This is a genomic window from Streptomyces sp. LBL (genome assembly GCF_029893585.1).
Lineage (GTDB): Bacteria > Actinomycetota > Actinomycetes > Streptomycetales > Streptomycetaceae > Streptomyces.
In genome coordinates this window covers 137,745-161,070 of sequence record NZ_JARXYX010000001.1, presented here as the reverse complement: position 1 = coordinate 161,070, position 23,326 = coordinate 137,745, and the positions used below count along the sequence as shown (strand labels likewise).

The following is a 23,326-nucleotide window of genomic DNA, read 5'->3' as shown; positions in this document are numbered from 1 at the left end:
AAGACACACGGCTGACCGGGCCACAGCGGGCGCGCTGTCGGGGGGCCGAATGTGGACAAGTCCCCGCGCGGCGCTAGCATCTGGCCACGCGTTGCGAGTCATCACGCACGCGGCGAGCGACCCGAGGGGGCCCGGAGACCGATGCCGGTCAAGGTCAGCGTCATCGTTCCCGTCTACAATCCGGGGACCTACATCGAGGACTGCATCTCCTCCCTGCTCCGGCAGTCACTGCCGCTCGACGAGTACGAGATGATCTTCGTCGACGACGGCTCCACCGACGGGACACCCGCTCGGCTCGACGCGCTCGCCGCCGAGAACCCCCGGGTCAGGGTGATCCACCAGGAGAACTCCGGCTGGTCGGGCAAGCCGCGCAACGTCGGCGTCGCCGCGTCCCAGGGCGAGTACGTGATGTTCGTCGACAACGACGACCACCTCGGCGACGAGGCCCTGGAGCGGATGTACGACTACGGCGTGGCCAACAGTGCCGACGTCGTCATCGGCAAGATGGCCGGCAAGGGCCGCGGGGTGCCGGTGGAGCTGTTCCGTCGCAACCATCCGCACGCCACTGTGCAGAACGCCCCGCTGATCGACAGCCTCACCCCGCACAAGATGTTCCGGCGAGCGTTCCTCGACGCCATCGGGCTGCGCTTCCCCGAGGGCCGGCGGCGGCTGGAGGACCACGTCTTCGTCACCGAGGCCTTCCTGCGCGCCGACAACGTGTCGGTGCTCAGCGACTACGTCTGCTACTACCACGTCAAGCGCGACGACGCGTCCAACGCGGGCTTCCAGCGCTTCGATCCGGTCGGCTACTTCAAGAACCTGCGCGAGGCCCTCGACGTCGTCGAGCGGTACACCCGGCCGGGCGCCCTGCGCGACCGGCTCTACCGGCGGTGGCTGCGCGTCGAGATGGTCGAGCGGATGCGCGGCCGGCGCCTGCTGGCCGCGCCCGAGGGCTACCGCAAGGAACTCTTCGAGGAGATCCGCGATGTCGTCGTGGAGCGTTTCGGGCCCGGTGTCGCGGCCGGATTGCCGCTGACCCAACAGACGATCGCCGCCCTGATCGCCGCCGACCGGTTCGACGACGTCGTGGCCTTCGCCGAGTGGGAAGCCTCCGTCGCCCTGCACGCCGAGCCCGGAGCCGTCCGGTGGGAGAACGGCACGCTGAAGATCGACCTGAGCGCCGAGTACCGGGTCGGAGGGCAGCCGATGACGTTCCCGGCCGGCCGGTCCGGTGCCGCGCCCGCCGGTCCGCCGAAGGACGTGGCGGAGGCGATCGGCCGGGTGGGCGCCGACACAGTCGCCCAGTTCGGGAAGGCCACGGCGGACCTGATGCTGCGCGAACGTGCCAGCTCCGCCCAGTACTTCCAGCCAGTGGAGGTCACCCGGGAGATCGTCCCCGTGGAGGGGGGCGAGCAGGTCCGGCTGGTGCTGCGGGCCACGGCCACTGTCGATCCCGGCACCGCGGCCGACGGCACCGCGCCGGACGGCGGCCTGTGGGACGGCCTGGTCCGCGTCCGACTGGGCGGCTGGACCAAGGAGGGTCGGCTGGGTCCGGTCCCCCGCAAGGGCCGGGCGGCGGCCTCGGCCGGTGTGGTCGCCGGCCGGGTGGTGCTGCCGTACTGGACCGACCGGGGCCATCTCGCCCTGGACATCGACCGTGCGAGCAAGCGGCTGGGCCTGTCCGCGCTGCCCCTCGAGGACGTCACCGTCTCCGGCGACCGACTGCGTGCGCCGCTGCCGCTGTATGTGCCCGACGGCACCGAGGCGTTGCTGCGGCTCACCGGCCCTGCCCCCACCGACGTACCCGCCACGCTCTCCCCGGACGGCTCCGGGGCGTGGCTGGAGGCCGTGCTGCCCGTCGACGCCCTCAAGGGCGCGGCGCAGCAGCTCGCGCTGTGCTTGGCGCCCACCACGGGCGAGCCCCGCTTCCTCGCGCTGCCGGTCGCCGTGCGCACGGGTGCGGGCGGGGTCCAGGTGGTGCGTCCGGCCGGCCCCGGTTCCGTACGGCGGCTGACGCGCAGGGTACGGCGTGTACTCGGCCGGGTCCGCGCGAAGGCCGCGGCCCTGATCAGGGCACGGCGGACGCGATAGCTCGCGGTCTGCGGGACGGGACGTGATGGCTCGCGGCCTGTCGGACGTGGTGGCCGGCCTGCGGGCCGACTCGCCCGGGTGCGGGCGGTAGGCGGCCACACGGCACACGGCACACGGAAAGGTTCGGGCTCCGACAGCATCGAGCGCTGCTGTCACCCAAGGACAGCCGAGGACAGCCGAGGACAGCCGAGGCGACTCGCTCGCGGAGGCGGAGCGGTCCGGTCCGCTGTGGCGTACCGGACCGCTCCGCCTGCTACGAGGGCCTGCGCGGGCCGGGGCTCAGCTGCTGACGGAGATCTGGTCCAGCGCCTTGCGCAGCGGCTCCCAGCCGCGGGACCGGCCGACGCCGAGGTTGCGCGCCCGCACCAGCGGACGCCAGAAGGGCGACTGGACCAGGGTCTCGGGCGTCACCGCCTGAACCCGCTCCAGGATCGCCTCGGGCACCTTCTGCGGGTCCGGCACCTTGAACTCGGCGATGATGTCGTCGTACTTGTCGTGCAGTGTGGTGTTCTCCGGGTCTGCGCCGAAGACGACGAGCTGGCCGGTGGGCTGCGTGTCGACCAGGACGGTGACCAGGTCGGGGCGGTAGCGGTTGAGGATCTCCACCACCTTGTAGACATCGCCGGTCCAGGCGCCGGTGTGCCGGTCGCGGGCCGCCTCGTCGATGTTGCGCGGCAGCATGTCGTCGAGGACGATCACGCTCGACCAGTCGGCGTGCTTCTCCACGTTCATGAAGTCGCGCAGCGCGTACTCGAACAGGTGCATGCCGTCGATGAACGACAGGTCGAGGGTCGTGCGCCGCCAGTAACCGATCGGGCTGCGGCCCCGGCGCAGGTTGCGTACCGGATGCCGGCCGCCCTTGAGGTGCTGCAGCGGGTTCTCGCGGGCGAAGAAGTCGTCGCTGGTGGCCTTCACCAGATGGACGTCGCAGCGGATCTCGGAGACCACCTTGAAGGCGGGGTCGATGGCGATGCTGGGTACGCGGGACAACGTCAGGCTGCGGCCGTCGTTGACGCCGATCTCCAGGTAGTTGCGGTTGGCGCTGACCTTGTGCAGCTCCCGGAGGAACTCATGACGTTTCACGCGGGCGTCTCCTTGCGGATTCGAGGAAGGGCTTCGTGCAGGGCGGAACGCCAGTCACGCAGCGGCGGCAGGCCCAGGGACTGCCGGCGGCCGTGCGCGAGGGCGCTGTAGGCGGGTCGGGGCGCGGGCCGGAGGAACGCCGCGCTGCCGACGGGGTGCACCCGGTCCGGGTCGGCCCCGAGGCGGAGGAACACCTCGCGGGCCAGGTCGTACCAGGTGGTCTCGCCGGAGCTGGTGGCGTGCAGGACACCGCTCGCGTCCCGGCCGATCCGGGGGCCGAGGTCGGCGATGCGCTCGGCGACGTCCGCGCTCCAGGTCGGCTGCCCGCGCTGGTCGTCGACGACGTCCACGGTGTCGCGACGGGCTTCGAGGTCGGTCATCGTACGGACGAAGCTGCGGCCTTGGACGCCGTACAGCCACGCGGTCCGCAGGACCACGCTCGCGCCGGGGAGTTCCCGGAGCACGGCGTGTTCCCCGGCGAGTTTGGTGCGGCCGCAGGCCGTGCGGGGCGCGGGCTGGTGGTCCTCCGGGCAGGGAGTGACGCGGGCCTCGCCGGACAAGATGTAGTCGCGGTCCGCGTCGGGTCCGTCTGACGCGAGGAGCGTCCGGACACGGGTGGAGGCGGTGACCCCGGCGGGGCCGGTGACGAGGAGGTTCATGAAGGGATCTGTACCTCGCTGTGGTCGCCGAGGACGAGACGGTGGGCACGGGGCACGCTGGGTGCCGGGGTCACCTCGACATGGCGGCCGATCAGTGAGGCCTCGATGCGACCCGCTCCGCGGATCGAGGAGTCCCACAGCACGATGGAGAACTCCAGCTCGCTGTCGGTGGTCCGGCAGTTCTCCGCGACGGAGGATTCGAGGTCGTAGAAGCCGTGGAAACCGTGGCAGAGGACAGCCTTGTCCGCCACTGGTACCAACTGTTCGGCCGACCTGTGCGTGATCGGCCTCGACCGCGTCCCGGCGCCCCCGGACAGCACGAGTGCCTTCATCTGCTTCACCATAGTGCGTCGCACCACGTCGGGGGAACGGATCATGGCGAACCGGCGGCCTGTCGGTTTACGCGCGGCGGCGGTCAGTCCTCGCCGCGGTAGATGTTCCCCTCGGTCCCGCTCTGCGTCGTACGCGACGCGGTCCTCTCCTCGACCGCCGGCAGACAGGTCCGCAGGGCGCCGGTGCCGCGCCTGCGACGGGCCCTCGACCAGCCCGTCTCGGGGCGTCGAGCAACGGGGTTCTCACTGATCTGCGCGGTCACGGCGCTTCATCTTCCTTCTGCGTCCCGCCCTGACACGGCCCACTCCGGGCCGGGGGCTCAGTCCTTCTGTGCTGCCCCTCCGGGTCCCCGGAGGGGCAGCGGGCAAACAAGCCGCTCCGGTCCCGCGCCCGGGCGTGGCGCGGCACGGCCCTGCCCGAACGCGACGTGCCGCATGCGTGCCGTGATGTGACGTGATGTGACGCATGCGTTCCGTACGTGAGCCCGCGACAGACGTGACGGTCCGTTTCCCGGCACGCCCGCCCGTACCCGCGTACTCGCGTACCCGCAGGCATCGGCTGGGGCGTGGACCGGGGGCAGCGGGGTACTCGGCCGCCGCCCTCACCGTGAGCCGGGGGTCCGTGTGCGCGCGTCGGTCCTCTCGGGCGTCCTTCGCCGTGCGCCACGGCCCGCCAAGGGGGAGATTTGTTCCAGGAGACCCGTCGCGCGGCCGTACGAGGAGGTGGTCGGCGTGTCCGACGGCCAGACCTCCGCCGAGCCGCCGCCGGTGACCGCCAGGACGCGCGTCGGCCGGCCTCTGCTGTCCTTGGCGCTGGCCTCGATGATGGACGATGTCCACGCCCACTCCGGCGGGGTCTACCTGCTGGCGGCCGACGGCCCGGTCCTGGAGATGGCCGTGATGGCGGGGCTGCCCCGCGCGTTCGCGGTGCCCTGGGAGCGGGTGGGGCTGAGCGCGCCGATCCCGGTGGCCGACGCGGTGCGCGAACGGCGGCTGGTGTGGGTCCCCGGTGAGCAGGAGATGGCGGCGCACTACCCGCGGATCGCGGTCGTGCTGCCGTACCCCTACGCGCTGGCCGCGGTGCCCGTCGCCACCGAGTCCACCGTGTACGGCGCGGTCTTCGTCACCTGGCCCGGCGCGCATCCGCCGGAGCTGTCCGACCGGGAGCGGGACCATCTGACCGCGGCCTGTGACCGGCTGGCGGTACGGCTGGAGCGTGCCGTCCAGGAGAGCGTCCCGCTGCACACCGAGTCCGATCTGCTCGCCGCGCCCGCGCTGGCCGGCGCGGCCGACACGCTCGGCACGGTGGAGGCGGCGCGGATGGCGGCGAGGCTGCCGTACGGGCTCTGCTCGCTCGATCTGGAGGGGCGGATCACCTTCGCCAACCCGGCCGCCACCGAGCTGATCGGCGTCCCGTCCGCGGATCTGCTCGGCTGCACACTGTGGGCGGCGGCGCCGTGGCTCAACGACCCGGGGTACGAGGACCGTTACCGGGCGGCGCTGATCAGCCAGCACACCACGTCGTTCGTGGCGATGCGGCCGCCCGGCGAGTGGCTGTCGTTCCGTCTGTATCCGAGTACGACCGGGCTGAGTGTGCGGGTCAGCCGGGCCCGGTCCGTGGCGGAGATGGGTTCCCGGCCCGGGCCCGGTGACACCGCGCCCCGGTTGGTCACGATCTCGCAGGTGCTGAGCCTGGCCGGTGCGCTCGCCGAGGCCGCGGGCGTGCAGGACGTGGTGCAACTGGTCGCCGACGAGATCGCGCCGGCCGTGGGCAGCCAGGCCCTGGCGATTCTCGGCTCCGGGGCCGGCCGGCTGCACGTTCTGGGGCACCGCGGGTACGAGGACCCGCACGTCGTGGAGTGCTTCGACGGGCTGCCGCTGGCCGAGCGGACGCCTGGCACGCAGGTCCTGACCAGCGGGGTGCCCGGGTTCTTCGAGTCCCGGGAGCAGTTGGAGCGGTTGTACCCGGAGTGGCACGCGACCCCCGACGGGTTCGCGGCCTGGGCGTACCTGCCGCTGATCGCCTCCGGCCGCCCGGTGGGCACCTGCGTGCTGGCGTACGACAAGCCGCATCCCTTCCCCGCGGACGAGCGGGCGGTGCTGACCAGCCTGGGCGGGCTGATCTCCCAGGCTCTGGAGCGGGCGATGCTCTACGACGCCAAGCACCGGCTGGCACACGGTCTGCAGGAGGCTCTGCTACCGCACTCGCTGCCGGCGCTGCCCGGCATCGAGGCGGCCGCCCGCTATCTGCCTGCCACGCAGGGCATGGAGATCGGCGGCGACTTCTACGACCTGGTGCCCACGCAGGGGCTCGCGGCGGCCGTGATCGGGGACGTGCAGGGCCACAACGTGACCGCGGCGGGGCTGATGGGACAGATCCGTACCGCCGTACGCGCCTACACCACGGTCGGGCAGGCGCCCGAGGAGGTCATGCGCAGTACCAACCGGCTGCTGATCGACCTCGGCTCGGATCTGTTCGCCAGCTGCCTGTATCTGCGGCTCGACCGGGAGCGCGGGCGGGCCGTGATGGCCCGGGCAGGTCATCCGCCGCCGCTGCTGCGGCGACCCGACGGCCGGGTGCGCGTGCTCGACCTCGCGGGCGGGCCCCTCCTGGGCATCGACAGCGCGGCCACCTATCCCACGGCGGAGGTCGACCTCGCTCCCGGATCCGTCCTCGTCCTCTACACCGACGGGCTGATCGAGTCGCCCGGCGTCGACATCGAGGACGCCCTCGCCGACCTCGGCCGCTGCCTGGCCGAGAGCGGCGACCGCCCCCTCGACGAACTGGCCGACGACGTCGTCCGTCACAGCGCGACCACGCGGGAACGGATCGACGACGTGGCGTTGCTGCTGCTCAGGGTTCGGGAAAGGCCGCCCCCGCGGTGATCCTCACGCCGGCTCGTGGACCGGCTTGCGCCCCGCCCGGGCGTCGGCGTGCCCGATGGTGTCCGCACCGCAAACAGATCGGTCCGACCCTCCCGCCGGAGGGCCGGACCGATCCACCACCGGCCTGAACCTCGGTTGAGGCCGGGGGGTCTGTGCTTGTGCTGTGGAGAGCGGCCCAGTGGGGGCGAGCCGCTCTCGACAGCGGCCGGACCCGTGGGCCCGGACGTCACCGGGTGATCAGACGAGACCGAACCGAGGCCAGGTGATCAGGTCCCCGGCCCGGATCGCCGTCGATGTGGTCGGCGATCCGGTTCGGCCCACCGGGTGGGCGGCTCGGACGCGTGGCCCGGCCCGCAGGGTGAGCGGTCCGGTCTCGTGGCCGGACCGCCTCGGAGGGCCGGATCAGTGGGTCTCGGTCAGGCCCGCGCCGTCCTCGACGCCCGTGCCTGTCTCCTGGCCCGCGCCGGGCTCTTCACCGGTACCGGCTTCCTGGCCCGCACCGGCTTCCTGACCGGCACCGGCCTCGCCGCCCGCACCAGCCTCCTGGCCGGCACCAGCCTCTTCACCCGCACCGGCACCAGCACCACCGTCAGCAGCACCCGCACCCGCACCACCATCGGCCGCACCCGCACCAGCACCACCGTCAGCAGCACCAGCACCACCATCGGCCGCACCCGCACCAGCACCACCGTCAGCAGCACCGCCGGCCGCGTCACCCGCGCCGAGGGTCGCGCCGACCGCCTGCAGGGCCGTGGTGACCGGCTGGAAGAAGGTCTCGCCGCCCACCGTGCAGTCGCCGCTGCCGCCGGAGGTCAGGCCGATGGCCTGGCCTTCCTGGGTGAACAGCGAGCCGCCGCTGTCGCCGGGCTCGGCACAGACGTCGGTCTGGATGAGCCCGGTGACGGTGCCCTCGGGGTAGTTGACGGTGGCGTCGAGTCCGAGGACCTGACCGTCGTTCAGACCAGTGGTGCTGCCCATCCGGCTGACCTGTCCACCCACCGTGGCCTCTGCGGCCTCGGTGATCTGGACGGTCTGGCCGCCGCCCACGTTGACCTCGCTCGGGGCCACGGTCGCCGGGTCGTCATACTTCACCAGTGCGAAGTCGCCGTCGCCGGGGAAGGTCGCCTGGTCGACGGTGGCGATCGGCTGGCCGGCCTCCGCGTCCGACCACGTGTCCGCCGCGACCCCGCAGTGACCGGCCGTCAGGAAGGCCGGGCTGCCGTCGCCCGCGGTGACGTTGAACCCGAGGGAGCAGCGCGCGCCGCCGCCGAAGATGGCGTCGCCGCCGGAGACGAAGGTCTTGAAGGTACCGGCCGACTTCTTGATGGTCGCCATGCCGGAGCCGAGGGTCTCGACCGTCGATTCCAGTCTGTCCCACTTGGCGCCGGTCACCGTGCTGTCGGCGGTCACCAGGAGCTTGTTCGTCTTCGGGTCGACGGCCCAGGAGGTGCCCGGGATGGTCGCCTTCGTCTTCAGGGTCTGCGCGCCGGCCTCCAGCTCGGTGAGGCTGTTGTCGACCTCGCGGACCTTCGCACCTGCCTTCTTCGCCTGGACGATCACGTTGTTGTTGTCGCCCGATATGACGTTGACGACGAGCTGCTGGCTGTCGGCTTCGTAGTAGGAACCGGCGAAGGCATCACCGAGCAGACCTGCGAGCTGCGAGGCGAGGTCCGAGGCATCGCCGGCCTTCAGAGTCTTCGGCGCGGCGGCGGCGTCGTTCGAAGCACCGTCCTGGGACGCGTTGGCGTTGGGGAGCAGAATTGCGGCTGCTCCGAGCGCCACTACGCCGCCTACCGCGATCGCGGCCTTGCGCTTCGGAATTCGCTTGTGACTCAAACTTCTCGACCTCCTGAGGGACCGGAGTCTGCTGCCTGGTGCGGCAGTTGTTGGGACGCCTTGATGGCTGGAAGTACGCACGGGGTGCGCGGGGCGTTCAATTCCATTTCCACGCGCCCGCTCACAACTGCGAATCGGCCATGGCGCGCGCCCGTCGGCCGACGTCGGACGTGATCCCCCCATATGACGATGACCGCCGCCGAAGCCGACAAGGTCAACGCCGACCGTTTCGCCCCTTGGATCCGCTGGATCCTCGAACCGGGCCTGCCGTCGAGGCGTTGGCCGACGACCGCGCGACGCCACGTCTGCTCTGGTCGGACCGGTTGTCCCAGGAGGGGCGGCGGGTTGCCCGCGCAGGCGTTGACGGCCGCGGTCGGCACGGCGACCGCGATCGCCGTGTCATCGGCCGGGGTTGACCACGGGTCGGGGTTGCCTACGGGCCGCGGACAGCGGTCGGGCAGCCCATGCCCTTCCCACGCTCGGTGGCCGGTGCGGATGTCCTGATCGAAGCGGTGGTCATTACGCCGGCCCGTCGGACGGCGTTCGCCGGGACGGCGGTGACCGGCTGAGGGCGGAACCCGCGGGGACGGCGGTGACCGGCCAGAGGCGGGACAGATCGCGGTCCACGCGAGCACTGTCTTCACCTTTCCGGTCCAACACAGTCAGCAACCGGTCTACAACGTTCCGTTGCGATCGGTGAGCCGAATCCTCCCTGCAGGGAATCTGCACACCGACTGCCCACCGGCGTCACCGCCCGCGAAAGTTCTGCACACCTCCGCGGCGGCTGCCGACCATTGGCGCGGAGTGTCGGATTCACCCTCCGGGCCGCAAGGGCTCGTACGAGCCAATACGACGGACCGCGTGAAGAACTCGCCACCAAGCCGTGCCCACACCTGCACCAAACGGTTCCCCTGAGGCAGAAGTGCGCTGGTGAGACGGGTGGTTGATTGGAAGCGCGGACGTGCCGCGTGCTTTGATCCATCGCACCGCAGGGGCCGCCAGGCTCTTCGGCAACGGGCGCCCGGCACCTGCGGTCGTGGCGGCTCATCTGTCCCCCAGAGGGGGCCGCTCTCCCCCTTGTGAATACCCATATTGAAGGGAAGTTCCATCATGAACTCCACCCCCCAGGTTGAGACCGTCGAGATCTCCGACGCCGAGCTCGACAACGTCTCCGGCGGCCTGGCCGTGAACGCCCTCGGCACCGTCACCGGCCTGGTGGACGGCATTGCCCCGGTTTCCGGCCTGCTCAACACGGCCGTCGGCACCGTCGAGGGTGTCACCGGCCTGAACACCGCCCCGGTCACGGGCCTGGTCGCCGGTATCTGACCGCACCTTTTGACCGATGAGTCCCGGAGCCGTTCACTGGTTCCGGGACTCTCGGATGCCGTAAAAGATCTCTCCCACAGGTGAGGGAAAGTCCCCGTGCAGTTCCGCCAACAGGCTCTCGCCAAGCTCCAGTCGCCCGAAGAGCTCGACCTACCGGTGCGCTTCGCCCGCCCCCAGGGCTGGCTCGTGCTGTCCGTGACCGTGGTCGTCATGGCGGCGGCGTCCGTGTGGGCGGTCACCGGCTCGGTGGCCTCCACGGTCAGCGCTCCGGCGATCCTCACCCACGGGCAGGGCAGTTACATCCTGCAGAGCCCCGTGGCCGGGCAGGTCACCCAGGTCGTCGCCGAGCAGGGCGAGCGGCTACCGGCGAACGCGCCGGTGCTGAAGGTCCGTACGGCCGACGGCGAGACCGTGGTCCGCACGGTCGCCGCGGGCCGGATCACCGGACTCGCCGCCGCCATCGGGCAGATCATCCAGACCGGCGCGAACGTCGCCGCCGTGGAGAAGGTCGCCCGCACCTCGGATCCCCTGTACGCGACGGTGTACGTGCCCGCCGAGAACGCCGCCACCATTCCCGCGAACGCCTCCGTGGACCTGACCGTCCAGTCGGTGCCCACGCAGGAGTACGGCGTGCTGCGCGGCCGGGTGAAGACGGTGGACCGTTCCGCCCAGTCGGCGCAGCAGATCGCCGCGTTCCTCGGCGACAGCCAGCTCGGCGAGCAGTTCACCAAGGACGGCAGGCCGGTGGCGGTACTGGTGAAGCTGGACAAGTCGTCCGGCACCAAGAGCGGTTACCGGTGGTCGTCCGCCGACGGGCCGCCGTTCTCCCTCGCCTCCATGATGACGGCCACGGGTGCGATCCGCCTGGCCGACGAGCATCCCGCCGATTGGCTGCTGCCGTGAGCGCCGCACAGGACACCCGCGGCAGACGCCGTGCCGCGCCGCCGGGGCGCCCCGTCCCCACGGGTAAGGCGAAGACCGTCCGCACGCCCACCGTGCTCCAGATGGAGGCGGTCGAGTGCGGCGCGGCCTCCCTGGCTATGGTGCTGGGCCACTACGGCAAGCACCTCCCGCTGGAGGAGCTGCGCATCGCCTGCGGTGTCTCCCGGGACGGCTCTCGGGCCAGCAACCTGCTGAAGGCGGCCCGCAGTTACGGCTTGACGGCCAAGGGCATGCAGATGGACACGGCCGCTCTCGCCGAGGTGAAGACACCGGCCATCCTGTTCTGGGAGTTCAACCACTACGTCGTCTACGACGGCATGGGCCGCCGTTTCGGGCGCCGGGGCGTGTACATCAACGACCCGGGCAAGGGCCGCCGTTTCGTGCCGATGGAGGACTTCGACGGCAGCTTCACCGGTGTCGTCCTGGTCATGGAACCCGGCGAGGGCTTCAGCAGGGGCGGGCGCAAGCCGGGTGTACTGGGCGCGATGCCGGCCCGGCTGCGCGGCACGGCGGGCACCATGCCGGCGGCGGTGCTGGCGAGCCTGCTGCTGGTGCTGGTCGGGGCTGCCGTGCCCGCGCTCAGCCGCACCTACATCGACATGTTCCTGATCGGAGGTCAGACCTCCCTGCTCGGCGTGCTGTTCGCGTCGATGGGGGCGAGCGTGCTGCTCACCCTGGTGCTGACCTGGTTGCAGCAGGCGAACCTGCTGCACGGCCGCATCATCTCCTCCACCCTCTCCAGTGCCCGCTTCCTGCGCCATCTGCTGCGGCTGCCGGTCACCTTCTTCTCCCAGCGCAGCCCGGCCGACCTGGTGCAGCGCCTCCAGTCGAACGACCAGGTGGCCGAGACCCTGGCCCGCGACCTCGCGGCGGCGGGTGTCGACGCGGTGGTCGTCGTCCTGTACGCGGTCCTCCTCTACACCTACGACCCGCAGCTGACGTACGTCGGCATCAGCGTGGCGCTGCTGAACGTCGCGGCCATGCGGGTCGTCATCAAGCTGCGCGCCACCCGTACCGCGAAACTGCGCGCCGACAGCGCCCGGCTCACCAACACCGCCTACACCGGCCTGCAGTTGATCGAGACCATGAAGGCGACCGGCGGTGAGGACGGCTACTTCCGCAAGTGGGCCGGCCAGCACGCCACCACGCTGGAGGAACAGCAGCGGCTCGGCGCACCGAGCGCCTGGCTGGGTGTGGTCGCGCCGACGCTGGCCTCGTTGAACAGCGCGCTGATCCTGTGGATCGGCGGGATGCGGGCGGTGGAGGGCGGCATCTCGGTGGGTCTGCTGGTCGCCTTCCAGGCACTGGTCACCCGCTTCACCGCCCCGATCACCCGCCTCAACGGCGTCGCGGGCCGTATCCAGGACTTCGCCGCCGACGTGGCCCGTCTGAAGGACGTGGAGAACTTCCAGGCGGACCCGCTCTACGACCGCCCCGGTGGCGGCGAGTCGACGCGCCGTCTGCAGGGCCATGTGGAGCTGGAGAACATCACCTTCGGCTACAACCCGCTGGACAAGCCCCTCCTGACCGGCTTCGACCTGACCGTCGGCCCGGGCCGGCAGGTGGCGCTGGTCGGCGGCTCGGGCAGCGGCAAGTCGACGGTGTCCCGGCTGATCTCGGGCCTGTACGCACCCTGGGAGGGCGTGATCCGCATCGACGGGCAGCGCCTGGACGACATCCCGCGCGGCGCGCTCGCGGCCTCCGTCTCCTTCGTCGACCAGGACGTCTTCCTCTTCGAGGGCACGGTCCGCGACAACGTGGCGCTGTGGGACCCCTCCATCCCGGACGACGCGGTGGTGGACGCGCTGCGGGACGCGGCCCTGTACGACGTGATCGTGCGACGGCCCGGCGGCATCCGCAGCAAGGTCGAGCAGGACGGCCGCAACTTCTCCGGCGGGCAGCGCCAGCGCCTGGAGATCGCACGGGCGTTGGTGCGCCGGCCCAGCATCCTGGTGCTGGACGAGGTGACCAGCGCGCTGGACGCGGAGACCGAGCTGGTGGTCATGGACAACCTGCGCAAGCGGGGCTGCGCCTGTGTGGTGATCGCGCACCGGCTCAGCACCGTGCGTGACAGCGACGAGATCGTCGTACTGGAACACGGCGCGATCGTGGAGCGCGGGCGGCACGAGGAGCTGGTGGCGCGCGATGGCGCGTACGCCCAGCTGGTCAGGGAGCGGTGAGATGACGACCGCACACGAGGGAGACCTCGTTCTGGGCGCGCTCGGGTCCATGGGCACGCCCGTCGACTGCGCCGGGTTCACCCGCCTCGACCTCGAAGGGCCGCAGGTGCTGTGGCTGGTCGCGGCGGGCGCTCTGGACCTGTTCGCTGTCGACGCCGAACAGCAGGGCCACTGGCACCACCTGGGCCGGCTGGAGGCGGGCTCGCTGCTGCTCGGCCCGGTCGCCGGACCCCACCACACCCTCGTGGCACGGCCGCTCAGGGACTGCGTGGTGCACCGCGTCGGGCTGCGCGAGCTGTACCAGCCCGCGCACACCCAGACCTGGTCCTACGACGATTACGGCAACCCCCAGTACGTCCCGCCGACGACGAGCCCGCTGGAGTACGCCCTCGCGCTGGGCGTCGGCCGCAGTCTGTCCATCCTCTTCCAGGCGCCGATGGTCACCGAGGGGGCCGCGGCCCCCACCGACGACGACGTCTTCTGGATGCAGGTCCCACCGGGCAGCGTGCAGTACGGGTCGCTGTACGGCGCGGAGGCGGCCGCCGACCTTTTGATGGACCCGGCGGTCTGGCAGAGCATGGTCGACCAGCAGTACCGCCTGCTGACCACGCTGGACCGCTGGATCGAGCAGTTGGAGCGCACCCACGAGACGCGGACGGCGGCCGGGATCAAGGCCGGTGAGGCGGTCCGCGCCCAGGCCGACCGGACGCTGCTGGCGTCGATCGGCAAGCGGTCCGCCCGGCGCACGACGGCCGCCGACGCGGACGCCGGCTACGCCGCGTGCAAGCTGGTCGCCCAGGCGGCCGGGATCCCACTCGCCGAACCCGCGCAGTCCGGCACCGAGAGCGACCGCCTGGACCCGGTCGAGCGCATCGCGATCGCCTCCCGGGTGCGCACCAGGACCGTACGGCTGGACGGCCGCTGGTGGCACGACAACGTCGGCCCGCTGGTGGGCCACCGAGCCCTGTCCGGGGCGCCGGTCGCGCTGCTGTGGCGGCGCGGCGGGTATGTCGCCGTCCATCCGGCGACCGGCCGGGAGACGCCGATCGAGAAGGCGAACGCGGAGGAGTTCGAGCCGCGCGCGGTGATGTTCTACCGCCCGCTGCCCGACCGGCCGCTCACGCCGCTCGGGCTGCTCCGCTTCAGCATGCGCGGCACGGGCGGCGACCTGCGGAACCTCCTGATCAGCGGTCTGGTGACGGTCGCGATCGGGGCTCTGGTGCCGATCGCGACGGGCAAGGTGCTCGGTGAGTTCGTGCCGAAGGCGCAGAGCAGTCTGATCGTGCAGGCCTGTCTGGCGGTGATGGTCAGCAGTGTGGTGGCGGCGGTCTTCCTGCTGCTGCAGAACCTGACCATGCTCCGGCTGGAGGGCCGGATCGAGTCCACGCTCCAACCGGCGGTGTGGGACCGGCTGTTGAGACTGCCGACGAAGTTCTTCACTCAGCGCTCCACGGGCGAGCTGGCCAGCGCGGCCATGGGCATCAGCGCGATCCGGCGGACGATGGCGGGCATCGGCCCCGTGGTCGCCCAGTCGGTGACCGTCGGCGCGATGAACTTGGGACTGCTGTTCTGGTACAGCGTCCCGATGGCGTTCGCGGCGATCGGCATGCTCGTCGTCATCGCCGCGGTCTTCCTGGGGCTCGGGCTGTGGCAGGTGCGCTGGCAGCGGCGGCTGGTCGTGCTCGGCAACAAGCTCAACAACCAGGCGTTCCAGACCCTGCGCGGCCTGCCGAAGCTCAGGGTCGCGGCGGCCGAGAACTACGCCTACGCCGCCTGGGCCTCGGAGTTCGCCCGCAGTCGTGAGCTCCAGCAGAAGGCGGGGCACATCAAGAACCTCACCACGGTGATGGGCGCGGTGTATCTGCCGCTGTGCACCCTGCTGATGTTCATGCTCCTGGCGGGCCCGGCGCGCGGGACGATGTCGGCGGCCGCGTTCCTCACCTTCAACACGTCGGTGACGATGCTGCTGACGGCCGTCACCCAGCTCACCGGCTCCTACGTCTCGGCGGTGTCCGCGCTGCCGCTGTTCGAGGAGATCAAGCCGGTCCTGGACGCCACACCCGAGGTGCGCACGGCGAGCACCCGGCCGGGCCCGCTGACCGGCGCGCTCGAGGCCCGCCGCCTGTCGTTCCGTTACTCGGACGACGGTCCGCTGGTCCTGGACGACGTGTCCTTCGAGGTGCGGCCGGGCGAGTTCGTGGCGGTCGTCGGCCCGAGCGGCTGCGGCAAGTCGACGCTGCTCAGGATGCTGATCGGCTTCGACCGGCCGGTCTCGGGCAGTGTGCTGTACGACGGTCAGGACCTGGCCGCGCTCGACCAGTCCGCCGTACGCCGGCAGTGCGGGGTGGTGCTCCAGAACGCGCAGCCGTTCACCGGTTCCCTCCTGGACGTCATCTGCGGCACCGAGCCGTACACGCCGGAGGAGGCGATGGCGGCGGCCGAGATGGCAGGGCTCGCCGCGGACATCCAGCGGATGCCGATGGGGCTGCACACGATCGTCTCGGGCAGCGGCGCGATCTCCGGCGGGCAGCGCCAGCGCCTGATGATCGCCCAGGCGTTGATCCGCCGCCCGCGCATCCTCTTCTTCGACGAGGCCACCAGCGCCCTCGACAACGAGACGCAGCACACGGTCATCGAGAGCACCAAGGCCCTCAACGCCACGCGGATCGTCATCGCGCACCGTCTGTCGACGGTCATGGACGCCGACCGGGTGATCGTGATGGAGGACGGCAAGGTATGCCAGCAGGGCCCGCCCGCACAGCTCCTCGCGGACACCGGGGGCCGACTGCACGAACTGGTGCGACGCCAGATGACCTGAGGGCCGGCCCCTCGCAGTACGTGAGGGCGGTCCCTCGCAGTACAGGCGCGCTCCAGGCACCTTCCACACCCCGTAGGGACTGACTGACTCGCGTGCTGAACCCGCCCCTCAGCGAAACTTTGCCGTTTCGCTGAAAGTGGTTTAACCTCCACGTGTACGAAACAGTTTCGTTTACGAGCGCATTGCGTCGTGACGACTTCCCTGGAGTGGGTTCCCGATGCCACAGAAAACCCTGGCCGAGAGCGGCAGGGACAGCGCGGTCGCCGCGCCGGACGCCGCCACCACCAAGAAGTGGTGGATCCTCGCAGTCGTCGCCCTCGCCCAGCTGATGGTGGTCCTGGACGCCACCATCGTGAACATCGCCCTGCCGTCCGCGCAGGCCGACCTCGGGTTCTCCGACGGCAACCGGCAGTGGATCGTCACCGCGTACGCCCTGGCCTTCGCCTCCCTGCTGCTGCTCGGCGGACGCATAGCCGACCTCTTCGGCCGCAAGCCGGCCTTCCTCATCGGCATCGTCGGCTTCGCGGCCGTCTCGGCGCTCGGCGGCGCCGCGACCAACTTCGAGATGCTGGTCACCGCACGCGCCCTCCAGGGTGCCTTCGGCGCGCTGCTCGCACCCGCCGCGCTGTCGCTGCTCAACACGACGTTCACCGACGCCCGTGAGCGCGCCAAGGCGTTCAGCGTGTACGGCGCCATCGCCGGCGCGGGCGGCGCGGTGGGTCTGCTGCTGGGCGGCGTGCTGACCGACGCCTTCGACTGGCGCTGGACGCTCTATGTGAACGTCGTCATCGCCGTTGTCGCCTTCGTGGGCGGCTGGATGCTGCTGTCCAACCACCGCGACGCCGCGAACTCCAAGCTGGACGTGCCGGGCACCCTGCTGGTCGCCGTCGGCCTGTTCTCCCTGGTCTACGGCTTCTCCAACGCGGAGACACACGACTGGTCCTCCCCCGCGACCTGGGGCTTCCTGATCGCCGGCGGTGTGCTGCTGACCGCGTTCGCCGGGTGGCAGACCCGCGCCGCGCACCCGCTGCTGCCGCTGCGTATCCTCCTGGACCGCGACCGTGCTGCCTCGTTCACGGCCGTGCTCATCTCCGGCGCGGGCATGTTCGGCGTGTTCCTCTTCCTCACCTACTACCTCCAGCTGAACCTGGGCTTCAGCCCGACCAAGACCGGCGTGGCGTTCCTCCCGATGGTGGCCGCGCTGATGGTGGCGGCCCAGGTCGGCACGACCATGCTGGTGCCGCGGATCGGGCCCAAGGCGGTCATCCCGCTGGGCTTCGCGATCGCCGCGGTCGGCATGGCCTGGCTGACCGGGATCGGTGTCGCCTCCGACTACACGACCGCGGTGCTGCCGCAGCTGGTCGTGATCGGTCTCGGCCTCGGCCTGGTGATGCCGCCCGCCATGCAGCTGGCCACCGGCGGAGTGGAGGCCGGGGACGCGGGCGTCGCCTCCGCCACGGTCAACGCCATGCAGCAGGTCGGCGGTTCGATCGGTACGGCCCTGCTGAACACGCTGGCCGCGAGCGCCGCGACGGACTATCTGGCCGGCAAGGACCCGACGGACAAGCTGGTCCAGGCGCAGGCCACGATCGAGAGCTACACCACCGCCTTCTGGTGGTCGGCGGGCTTCTTCGTCGCCGGCACGCTCATCGCGTTCCTGCTCTACCGGCCCGGGGTGCCGCAGCAGAACGCGGACGCGGCACCGGTCGTCCATATGTGACCCGACCCGCCCGAGCCGCCAGGCCCGAGGGGCCGCCGTCTGCAGGGAGACGGCGGCCCCTCTTCGTGCTCCCGTCCGGCGCCCGGCGCCCAACCGGACGGCCGGGCCGAACCGTTGACCGTGAGCCGGCCCCGGCACGGCGGCGGACGTTGGATCACCGACTGAGTGGGTACAGGTTCGTGATGCGAATCAGCGTGGTGGACGTGGGGTCGAACACGGTCAGACTCGTGGTGGCCGACGCGGAGGGCGGCGTACCGCTGCCGGTGCACACCGCCAAGTGGCGCCTGCGTCTGTCCGCCGATGTGAAGCCCGGGGCCCCGGTGCCGGAGGAGGCCGTCGAGCGACTGGTGGACGCGGTGGCCGAGGCGAGCCGGACCGCGACCCGTTGGGGTGCGGCGGGCCCACTGGCCTTCGCGACCGCTGTCGTGCGCAGCGCCCCGAACCGTCAGGAGGTGCTGCGCACCGTCCGGGCGCGGACCGGGGTCGACCTGTGCACCCTGCCCGGCGAAGTGGAGGCCGAACTCACCTTTCTCGGCGCCCGGCGCTGGATGGGCTGGCGGTCGGGACCGCTCGCGCTGCTGGACATCGGGGGCGGCTCACTCGAAGTGGCCTTCGGTCGCGGCCGGATGCCGGACTTCGTCGCCTCGCTGCCGCTCGGAGCGGGCCGGCTGACCCATGAGTTCTTCGACGGGCAGGATCCGCCGCTCCCGGAGTCGGTGCGCGCGCTGCGCCGCAAGGTCCGCCACCAACTGCGGGACGTGACGGCGCGAATCCGCTGGGAGGGCCCGCACACCGCGGTGGCCACGTCACGCACCTTCCAGCAGCTGGGACGCCTGTGCGGGGCCCCGCCAGGGCGGCACGGCCCGTTCACGGAACGCCGGTTGCAGCGGGAGGACCTGCGGGACGCCGTCGTACGTCTGGCCGCCCTGTCCACAGCCGAGCGCGCCCTGCTGTCCGGCATCTCCGCGCCGCGCGCGGCGCAGAGCCTGGCCGGTGCGGTGGTCGGGCACACGGCGATGAAGCTGACCGGGATCAAGACGCTCACGCTCTGCCCATGGGCCATCCGCGAGGGCGTGCTGCTGCGGCACATCGAGGACGGCGCTTCCTGGTGGGCGGAGATGGCCCGCAACAGCGAGGAGGCAGCTCCCCCGGAACCGGTACCGCTGCGCATCGCGACCGCGACCGTCTGACTCGGACAACCCGCGGGAGAACAGCCTCGGCCGGGGCAGCGGACAGGCACGGGGCGTCGAAGAGGTTCTCTCCCGTCGCTCACCCCGCCGCCAGGCGGCGGGGTGAGGCAGAGAGCCGGTCCCCACAGGGGAAGGTGGCAACTGCTTCAGGCGACGGCAGCTGTTTCACGCGACGGTAGCTGTTTCAGGCGAGGACGACGGGCTCGCCGCTCAGCGCCACTCCTGCCTCACGCAGCTCGCTGAGCGCGGTGCTGGTGGTGTCGGCGGCAACGCCGGCTGTGTAGTCGAGCAGGACCTGTACCGCGAAGCCCGCTCGTACGCCGTCCAGCGCCGTGGCCTTCACGCAGTGGTCGGTGGCGATGCCGACGACGTCGAGATCCGAGACGTCGTGGGCGCGCAGCCAGTCGGCCAGTGCTGTGCCGTCCTGGGCGAAGCCCTCGAAACCGCTCTTCGAGGCGGAGTGGGCCCCCTTGTAGAAGACCTCATCGACGGCCCCCGAGGTGACAGCGGGCGCGAAGTTCGGATGGAACTCGCTTCCCGCGCTGCCGACCACGCAGTGCACGGGGAAGGAGTTCTGGAAGTCCGGGTGCTCGGAGAAGTGGCCCCCCGGGTCGATATGGTGGTCGCGGGTGGCGACGACGTACGCGTAACCCACCTGGGCGCGCCGAATCAGATCGACGATGGCGACGGCCCTGTCCGCGCCGCCCTTCACCGGAATACTGCCGCCCTCGCAGAAGTCGTTCTGCACATCGACGACGATCAATGCACGGCCCACGGAGAACCCTTTCCCTTGGATGAATCCACATGAATCCACTGGACGAAATCCACTGCCGGCATGGTCGCCCCTTTGGCCGGTGAGCAGAGGCAGCACTCGCCCGTCACTCACCCGACCGGGACGAACTTGGTGAGCGCGGCCAGCCGCGAGTCGAGCACCTGACCGAGAGTCGAGCAGATGACGCGGCCGACGCGGGTTTCCGCGGTCCGGGTCTCCGGGTCGATCGGCGCCGGAGGCGGGGCGCTTGCCCGCGCCATGGGCTGGGACCGCATCCATCCCTCGCCGGTCGGCGCCAGGAGACGCAGGGCGAATGCTTGCTCTCTCGGTGCGAGACATGGCCGAATACATAGGATGAATCAGGTGTGCGACCCCTTGACGACCCCATTGGTCCAGGCCATGGTGTGAGACGCCCTCACGCAATCTGCGTGTTTCCCAGCTGACATCTCACAAGGGACAGGACATGGCAGAACACACCGCTCCGCATCGTGTCAGTCGTCGGATGTTATTGGGATCGGCAGCCACCGCAGTGGTGGGCGGGTCGATCCTGGGACAGTTCACCTCCGGTGCCACCCGGAGCTCGGCCGCCATCCAGGCACCGCAGCTGCTGTGGAACCCCAACCCGTCCGGTGTGGGCCTCAAGGCCTTCGAAGGCATCGAGGCCGACCGCGGCGGCAACCATCCCGACCGCGACTACGTCGTGGTCGAGGGCGGCGACCATTACCGCTTCAACATCTGGAAGGACGACCGGGACACCACCGGCGACGGTGACCGCCAACGCACCGAGTCCAAGGGCATGGTCCAGGGCGGTACGACGCTGAAGATGCACAACGGCGAGACCTGGACCATCTCGTACGAGATGTTCATGCCGACCTCGCTGCACGGCACGAGCAAGTTCACGCACATCTTCCAGACCAAGACTCCCGTCGACAACGGGGGCCCGTACGTCACCCTGGACCTCGGCCGCAGCGGCAGCGGGGAGACGCTGCGTGCGCGGGCCTACGCCAACTCCGGGTCACCGGACATCGCCTCGACCGACCTGGCCCCGCTGCGCAACAAGTGGATCACCATTGAATGGACGCTCACCATCGGCTCCAGCGGCAAGGCCGCGTTCGTGGCCCGCAACGGCACCGGCACCAACGCGCCCATCGCGGTGCAGGGAAGCATGTCCAACGTGAAGATCCCCGACCAGGGTGACTACGTCCGGCCCAAGTGGGGCATCTACCGCTCCGTCGAGAGCGCTTCCTCCGACATCCTCGACACCTATCTGCTCTTCCGTAACTACAAGGCGTACCGCGGCACCTGACAGCCGTCAGCCGTCAGCCGTCAGCGAGCCGCAACGACAACGGCCGCGTCGGACCCACCAGCCGCCCGGCGGCATCGTCAGCGAGCCGGCCGACCACGGACGCGGACTCGGACGCTCGCGGAGCGGGCTGCCCACCAAGGTCCACCTGGCGGTGGAGCAGGAGCAGAAGCCCATGCGATCGTGATCACAGCGGGTCAGCGGGGTGCATGCCCGCCCCCTCGGGGTACTCGGCGCACATGCCACACGAGAGTCAGGAACCACGGCTGCCGACCGCGCGGGGCCCGGTGTCGGCAGCCGTCGCCGAGTATCTGCGGGGCGCCGGGCCGCTGCCGTGCCCCGAGGAGATCGCGGACGCGTCCGTGTACGGCGACGATCTCCAGCTCGCCCTCCACCTCTGCTACGAGCTGCATTACCGCGGTTTCGCCGGTGTGCCCGCGGACCACGAGTGGGACCCTGACCTGCTGCGCACCCGGGCCGCGCTGGAACACCGCTATCTGTCCGCCCTGCGCGCGGACACCCCCGTCCACGACAGCGTCGAGGACGCGCTCGCCGAGATCCTGGTCGAGCCCGTCGACGGCACGGGCGTCTCTCACCATCTGCGCGACAAGGGCGAACTGTGGCAGCTGCGCGAGTACGCCGCCCAGCGCTCCCTCTACCACCTCAAGGAGGCCGACCCGCACGCCTGGGTGCTGCCCCGCCTGTGGGGCCGGGCCAAGGCGGGGATGGCTGCCGTGGAGTTCGACGAGTACGGCGGCGGCCGTCCCGACCGCGTCCACGCCCGCCTGTTCGCCGACCTGATGACGGACCTTGGCCTGGACACGACGTACGGCCACTACCTGGACGCCGCCTCGGCCGAGGTCCTGGCCACGGTGAACCTGATGTCCCTCTTCGGCCTGCACCGCGCCCTGCGAGGCGCCCTGGTGGGTCACTTCGCGGCGGTGGAGATCACCTCCTCCCCCGGTTCCCGCCGACTGGCCGAGGCGATGCGGCGCACGGGCGCGGGACCCGCCGCCGAGTTCTTCTACGACGAGCACGTCGAGGCCGACGCGGTCCACGAGCAGGTCGTACGCCATGACGTCATCGGCGGTCTGCTGGAAGAGGAGCCGCACCTCGCGCCCGATGTCGCCTTCGGTATCGACGCCACGGGCCATGTCGAGGACCGTCTCGCCGCGCGACTGCTCGCCGACTGGAACGCGGGCCGGTCGTCCCTGCACACCCCCCTGTCGTCCGAAATCTCCGGAATCTCCTGATTGCACAGGGGTACCCGGACGAGGTGAATCCACTGCTGCTGCCACTGGTCCTCCCGGGTGTCTACGCCCCGCAGGAGGACACCGCCCTGCTGGCCGGGGCTCTGGCCGAAGAGCCGCTCCGACCGGGCGCGGATGTCCTCGACGTGGGTACCGGGAGCGGGGCGCTGGCCATCGAGGCCGCCCGCCGCGGCACCCGGGTGACCGCGGTGGACGTGTCCTGGCGCGCGGTGTGCACCGCGCGCGCCAACGCCTGGGTGGCGGGAGTGCCGGTCCGTATCCGGCGCGGGAACCTCTTCGCACCCGTACGGGACCGGTCCTTCGACCTCATCCTCACCAACCCGCCGTATGTGCCCGCCCCGATGGGCATCCGGCCCCGGGGGCCGGCCCGGGCCTGGGACGCGGGTCGCGACGGACGGTTCGTGGTGGACCGGATCTGCCGGGAGGCGTCCCCCCTGCTCAGGCCCGGAGGGGTTCTGCTGATGGTGCACTCCGCGCTGAGCGACCCGGACCGGACGCTGGTTCATCTGCGCACGGCCGGGCTGAAGGCCTCCGTGACCCGCCGGAGCCGGATCGCCTTCGGTCCGGTGGTGCGGGGGCGGGCGGACTGGCTGCGGCAGCGCGGACTGCTGTCCCCTGCCGACGAGAAGGAAGAGCTGGTGGTCGTCCGTGCCGAACTCCCCGTCTGACCCGCCCCGCAGGATCACGGTGCAGCGCCGGGGGCCGCTGCTGGTGGAGGGCCCGGTGGAGGTGGAACTGGAGGACGGCAGCACGGTGTCCTCCGACCGCTTCCGCGTGGCCCTGTGCACCTGCCGCCGCAGCCGCCGCTACCCCTGGTGCGACACCAGCCACCGGGACCGGGCCTGATCCTGACCGAACCTGGGGCGGAACCGCACACCCCTGCAACCGGCCCTGGACATTCGCTTCAGCCCTGAGCG

18 protein-coding genes and 2 pseudogenes are annotated in these 23,326 nt (G+C 71.1%); 12 read left to right on the top strand and 8 right to left on the bottom strand.

Annotation, left to right across the window (positions count from 1 at the left end; translation table 11 throughout):
- Positions 1-141: 141 nt before the first annotated feature.
- Entirely contained in the window at positions 142-2,091 is a 1,950-nt protein-coding gene (locus tag M2271_RS00740; RefSeq protein WP_280885055.1) for a glycosyltransferase family 2 protein, read from the top strand.
- 279 nt (positions 2,092-2,370) lie between these two features.
- Here the strand turns inward: M2271_RS00740 and M2271_RS00735 are convergent, their stop codons facing one another.
- The 5 genes and pseudogenes from M2271_RS00735 to M2271_RS00715 all read right to left on the bottom strand — a co-directional run bounded on the left by M2271_RS00735 (position 2,371) and on the right by M2271_RS00715 (position 4,428).
- Positions 2,371-3,174: a class I SAM-dependent methyltransferase gene (locus M2271_RS00735; RefSeq protein WP_280885054.1), complete on the bottom strand. Its 804-nt coding sequence runs from the start codon at positions 3,172-3,174 to the stop codon at positions 2,371-2,373.
- Complete coding sequence (locus M2271_RS00730; RefSeq protein WP_280885053.1) at positions 3,171-3,833, bottom strand: sugar nucleotide-binding protein; 663 nt, start codon at positions 3,831-3,833, stop codon at positions 3,171-3,173. Before M2271_RS00730 ends, M2271_RS00735 begins: the two co-directional genes overlap by 4 nt.
- Positions 3,830-4,030 (bottom strand): annotated as a pseudogene (locus M2271_RS00725) (glucose-1-phosphate thymidylyltransferase); the annotation flags it as partial. The gene M2271_RS00730 and the pseudogene M2271_RS00725, both read right to left, overlap by 4 nt.
- A gap of 45 nt (positions 4,031-4,075) precedes the next feature.
- Positions 4,076-4,165: pseudogene (locus M2271_RS00720) on the bottom strand (sugar phosphate nucleotidyltransferase); the annotation flags it as partial.
- Positions 4,166-4,248: 83 nt separating this feature from the next.
- Positions 4,249-4,428 (bottom strand): hypothetical protein, encoded by a 180-nt coding sequence (locus tag M2271_RS00715; protein ID WP_280885052.1) that lies wholly within the window; start codon positions 4,426-4,428, stop codon positions 4,249-4,251.
- A gap of 460 nt (positions 4,429-4,888) precedes the next feature.
- On the opposite strand from M2271_RS00715, the gene M2271_RS00710 reads away from it, so the two are divergent.
- Entirely contained in the window at positions 4,889-7,051 is a 2,163-nt protein-coding gene (locus M2271_RS00710; protein WP_280885051.1) for a SpoIIE family protein phosphatase, read from the top strand.
- A gap of 402 nt (positions 7,052-7,453) precedes the next feature.
- On the opposite strand, the gene M2271_RS00705 is transcribed toward M2271_RS00710, so the two are convergent.
- Entirely contained in the window at positions 7,454-8,887 is a 1,434-nt protein-coding gene (locus tag M2271_RS00705; protein WP_280885050.1) for a S1 family peptidase, read from the bottom strand.
- A gap of 1,110 nt (positions 8,888-9,997) precedes the next feature.
- Here M2271_RS00705 and M2271_RS00700 point away from each other — a divergent pair.
- From M2271_RS00700 to M2271_RS00675, 6 genes are all read left to right on the top strand, one after another.
- Positions 9,998-10,213: a type A2 lantipeptide gene (locus tag M2271_RS00700; RefSeq protein WP_280885049.1), complete on the top strand. Its 216-nt coding sequence runs from the start codon at positions 9,998-10,000 to the stop codon at positions 10,211-10,213.
- Between the two features lie 96 nt (positions 10,214-10,309).
- The gene (locus tag M2271_RS00695) at positions 10,310-11,116 is read left to right on the top strand and encodes an HlyD family efflux transporter periplasmic adaptor subunit (RefSeq protein ID WP_280885048.1); all 807 of its coding nucleotides are present in this window, start codon (positions 10,310-10,312) and stop codon (positions 11,114-11,116) included.
- Entirely contained in the window at positions 11,113-13,335 is a 2,223-nt protein-coding gene (locus M2271_RS00690; protein ID WP_280885047.1) for an NHLP family bacteriocin export ABC transporter peptidase/permease/ATPase subunit, read from the top strand. Before M2271_RS00695 ends, M2271_RS00690 begins: the two co-directional genes overlap by 4 nt.
- Position 13,336: 1 nt before the next feature.
- On the top strand, positions 13,337-16,153 hold the full coding sequence (locus M2271_RS00685) for an NHLP bacteriocin export ABC transporter permease/ATPase subunit (RefSeq protein ID WP_280885046.1): 2,817 nt from the start codon (positions 13,337-13,339) through the stop codon (positions 16,151-16,153).
- A 217-nt stretch (positions 16,154-16,370) separates the two neighbouring features.
- On the top strand, positions 16,371-17,873 hold the full coding sequence (locus tag M2271_RS00680; protein WP_280885045.1) for an MFS transporter: 1,503 nt from the start codon (positions 16,371-16,373) through the stop codon (positions 17,871-17,873).
- A gap of 182 nt (positions 17,874-18,055) precedes the next feature.
- Positions 18,056-19,063 (top strand): Ppx/GppA family phosphatase, encoded by a 1,008-nt coding sequence (locus M2271_RS00675; protein WP_280885044.1) that lies wholly within the window; start codon positions 18,056-18,058, stop codon positions 19,061-19,063.
- A 184-nt stretch (positions 19,064-19,247) separates the two neighbouring features.
- On the opposite strand, the gene M2271_RS00670 is transcribed toward M2271_RS00675, so the two are convergent.
- Together M2271_RS00670 and M2271_RS00665 are read right to left on the bottom strand one after the other, a co-directional pair.
- Positions 19,248-19,838, bottom strand: coding sequence for an isochorismatase family protein (locus tag M2271_RS00670; protein ID WP_280885043.1), 591 nt, complete (start codon positions 19,836-19,838; stop codon positions 19,248-19,250).
- A 107-nt stretch (positions 19,839-19,945) separates the two neighbouring features.
- Entirely contained in the window at positions 19,946-20,095 is a 150-nt protein-coding gene (locus M2271_RS00665) for a hypothetical protein (RefSeq protein ID WP_280885042.1), read from the bottom strand.
- Between the two features lie 242 nt (positions 20,096-20,337).
- Between M2271_RS00665 and M2271_RS00660 the strand changes: the two genes are divergently transcribed.
- From M2271_RS00660 to M2271_RS00645, 4 genes are all read left to right on the top strand, one after another.
- On the top strand, positions 20,338-21,141 hold the full coding sequence (locus M2271_RS00660) for a hypothetical protein (protein WP_280885041.1): 804 nt from the start codon (positions 20,338-20,340) through the stop codon (positions 21,139-21,141).
- 236 nt (positions 21,142-21,377) lie between these two features.
- Complete coding sequence (locus M2271_RS00655) at positions 21,378-22,391, top strand: iron-containing redox enzyme family protein (protein WP_280885040.1); 1,014 nt, start codon at positions 21,378-21,380, stop codon at positions 22,389-22,391.
- A 23-nt stretch (positions 22,392-22,414) separates the two neighbouring features.
- A complete protein-coding gene (locus tag M2271_RS00650; RefSeq protein ID WP_280885039.1) occupies positions 22,415-23,077 on the top strand; it encodes a HemK2/MTQ2 family protein methyltransferase in 663 nt (220 codons plus the stop codon).
- Positions 23,058-23,255, top strand: a complete 198-nt coding sequence (locus M2271_RS00645) for a CDGSH iron-sulfur domain-containing protein (protein ID WP_030675076.1) — start codon at positions 23,058-23,060, stop codon at positions 23,253-23,255. Before M2271_RS00650 ends, M2271_RS00645 begins: the two co-directional genes overlap by 20 nt.
- Positions 23,256-23,326: the final 71 nt, after the last annotated feature.

Bases quoted from the DNA above. Each gene is read 5' to 3' on its own strand.
- M2271_RS00685 (WP_280885046.1), top strand. From the start codon at position 13,337: ATGACGACCGCACACGAGGGAGACCTCGTTCTGGGCGCGCTCGGGTCC.
- M2271_RS00700 (WP_280885049.1), top strand. From the start codon at position 9,998: ATGAACTCCACCCCCCAGGTTGAGACCGTCGAGATCTCCGACGCCGAG.
- M2271_RS00680 (WP_280885045.1), top strand. From the start codon at position 16,371: ATGCCACAGAAAACCCTGGCCGAGAGCGGCAGGGACAGCGCGGTCGCC.
- M2271_RS00740 (WP_280885055.1), top strand. From the start codon at position 142: ATGCCGGTCAAGGTCAGCGTCATCGTTCCCGTCTACAATCCGGGGACC.
- M2271_RS00675 (WP_280885044.1), top strand. From the start codon at position 18,056: ATGCGAATCAGCGTGGTGGACGTGGGGTCGAACACGGTCAGACTCGTG.
- M2271_RS00730 (WP_280885053.1), bottom strand. From the start codon at position 3,833: ATGAACCTCCTCGTCACCGGCCCCGCCGGGGTCACCGCCTCCACCCGT.
- M2271_RS00660 (WP_280885041.1), top strand. From the start codon at position 20,338: ATGTTATTGGGATCGGCAGCCACCGCAGTGGTGGGCGGGTCGATCCTG.
- M2271_RS00655 (WP_280885040.1), top strand. From the start codon at position 21,378: ATGCCACACGAGAGTCAGGAACCACGGCTGCCGACCGCGCGGGGCCCG.
- M2271_RS00665 (WP_280885042.1), bottom strand. From the start codon at position 20,095: ATGGCGCGGGCAAGCGCCCCGCCTCCGGCGCCGATCGACCCGGAGACC.